At 68.1% G+C, this 2793-nt stretch carries 1 protein-coding gene and 1 pseudogene; one reads left to right on the forward strand and one right to left on the reverse strand.

All coding sequences use genetic code 11. The annotated features are described in order from the left end of the window. Positions 1–122 precede the first annotated feature (122 nt). A pseudogene (locus tag ACTWQJ_RS49740) lies at positions 123–1221 on the reverse strand (IS630 family transposase). Positions 1222–1492: 271 nt separating this feature from the next. Between ACTWQJ_RS49740 and ACTWQJ_RS49745 the strand changes: the two are divergent. After that, the coding region (locus ACTWQJ_RS49745) for a glycosyl hydrolase 2 galactose-binding domain-containing protein (RefSeq protein WP_443312948.1) at positions 1493–2793 on the forward strand (1301 nt) is incomplete at its 3' end.

Below are 2793 nucleotides of genomic sequence, written 5' to 3' on the forward strand. Positions count from 1 at the left end.
CTTCACCTGGACCAAGTCCGCCGACGAGATCCTCAACTCCCTCGCCGACTACCTCACCAAGGTCGGAGCCAACAACCAGAAAACAGAGGAAAATTAACCCTCAGGATTTCTGGCGCATCACACTAGTGTCCTGCGCCAGAGATCCGTTGGCAGAAGTGAGCGAGGGAGTCGAGGATTTCTTCGGCTGTCTTGGTCCAGATGAACGGCTTGGGGTCTTCGTTCCAGTCTTTGACCCACGCGCGGATGTCGGCTTCGAGGGCCTGGACGTTCTTGTGTGCGCCACGGCGGATCTTCTGGTCGGTCAGGAAGCCGAACCACCGCTCGACCTGGTTGATCCAGGAGGAGCCGGTCGGGGTGAAGTGCATGCGGAACCGGGGTGTTCGGCCAGTCACGTCCTGATCACGGGCGTCTTGTGGGTGCCGAAGTCGTCACAGATCAGGTGGATCTGCAGATGCGCGGGAACCTCCTTGTCGATCCTGATCAGGAACTTCTTGAACTCCGCCGCCCGGTGCCGGAGGTGCAGGCCACTGATGACCTCGCCGGTGACGGCATCGAAGGCGGCGAACAGGGTGGTCAGGCCGTTGCGGACGTAGTCGTGGGTACGCCGCTCGGGCATGCCCGGCATCATCGGCAGCACCGGCTGCGGCCGGTCCAGCGCCTGGATCTGCGACTCCTCATCCACGCAGAGCACCACCGCACCCTCGGGGGGGTTGAAGTACAGGCCGACGACGTCGTAGACCTTCTCCACGAACAACGGGTCCGTCGACAGCTTGAACGTGTCGGTCAGATGCGGCTTGAGCTGGAACTTCCGCCAGATCCGCCCGACGGTGGACTTCGACAGGCCGCTGTGCTCGGCCATCGACTTCCGAGACCAGTGGGTGGCGTTCTCCGGGACGTGCTCCAGCGTCGTGACCACGACCGCCTCGACCTGATCGACGCTGATGCTGGGCGGCCGGCCCGGCCGGGGCTCGTCAACGAGGCCGTCCAGGCGGTGGGCGAGGAAACGCCGCCGCCACTTGCGGACCGTGTCTGCGCTCACCCGCAGATCCCGGGCGACCGCCACGATCGGCGGCACCTCCGGCCCCGCGCATGCCAGCACAATCCGTGCGCGCAGGACCTGACCGATGTGGCCCGACGCGTCCACCGCTCCAACACCGCCCGCTCCTCAGCGGACAACAGCAGCGGTTCCAGCTTCGGGCCCCGACGAGGAACTTGACGCACCAGCAGCAGAAGTCACACAACAACTAACGATCAACTACTGGCGCAGGACACCAGTAGGGGTTGGTAGGGGGGCCCACACTCCCGCCACAGGGGGACACCCCGGGCCCCAAGAGCGGCCCCAGCGCCCGTCAGACACTCCCGTCATCCGGGTTGCGCGCGACACCTGAGGACCTCGGAATTACTCCTCCCCGCGCTCCCCGGTTGCTGCGATCGGGCGACGCGCGGCATGTGGAGCGTCGGCTGCCAAGGCTTCGGCACCATGCTGAATGGCATGCCTCAACCGCTGGGCAGGGTGTCGCCGTGCCGCCCTGGTTACCCGTTCCCGTCCATTCCGGCCCGTGGTCCGTCACACCGCCGGGCTCGGGTACCTGGCCGGTCCGTCGTCTCCGCCCTCCTCGGCCTGCTTGTCCTCCTGGCCCCCGCCCTCACCCCAGGCGGCTTTACTGGCCAGGCGGCGATCGGTCCGCCGGCTGCCGCCGTGGTCACCGCCGGCCATGACTCCGGCACGGCTCTGGCCGGGTTCATGATCCAGTCGACCGCCCTGGTGACGGACCCGGCGGCCGAGGTGTCCAGCCCCGGCTATCCGACGAAGGGCTGGTACCAGGCCGGCCCTCGCTCCACCGTCCTCGCCGCCCTGCTGGCGGCCGGCGTCCACCCCGACCCGTTCCACTCCACCAACCAGAAGCTGATCCCTGCCGCCGACTTCACGGTCCCGTGGTGGTACCGGTCCGACTTCTCGGTCGACGACAGCCGGGTAGGTCGTACGTATCTCGACTTCAGCGGGGTCACCTCTGCCGCCGACGTCTTCGTCAACGGCCGTCAGATCTCGACGGCGAGCAAGGTCGCCGGCACCTACACCCGACACGAGCTGGACATCACTGCTCTGATCAGGCCGGGCACCAACACGGTCGCCTTCCGGGTCCAGCCCAACGACCCGCGCAAGCACCTCACCGTGGGCTGGCTCGACTGGCTGCAGCCGCCACCGGACCGGAACATGGGCATCGTCCGCGACGTCGTCGTCCGCCGCAGCGGCCCGGTGGTCCTCCGTGACGCCCACGTCGTCACCGACCTGGCCGTGCCGTCGCTGGCCTCCGCCGACCTGACCGTCAAGGCCCGCCTGCGCAACGACTCACCCGACACCGTCACGACGCTCCTCTCCGGCACGGCCGGGCCCGCAGCCCTCAGCCGACGGGTGACGCTGGCGCCCGGGGAGAGCCGGACCGTGGTTTTCTCCCCGGCCGACCACCCCCGACTCCATGTGCCTTCGCCACGCGTATGGTGGCCCGCCGGGATGGGCGGGCAGCCCCTGTACGACCTCGACCTGACCTTGACGGTCGACGGGGTCACCTCCGACACCGCACACACCGCCTTCGGCATCCGCGACGTGCAAGCACCGATCAATGCCGACGGCGCGCGCCAGTACCGGATCAACGGCCGTCCGCTGCTGATCAAGGGCGCGGGCTGGTCCCCCGACGAGTTCCTGCGCTGGGACCCCGCCTACGCCGAGCACCGCATGCAGTACGTCCGCGACCTGGGCCTGAACACGCTGCGTCTGGAAGGCCATCTCGAGCC

Source organism: Streptomyces sp. KR55, from assembly GCF_052245645.1.
Taxonomy (GTDB): Bacteria; Actinomycetota; Actinomycetes; order Streptomycetales; family Streptomycetaceae; genus Streptomyces; species Streptomyces flavusporus.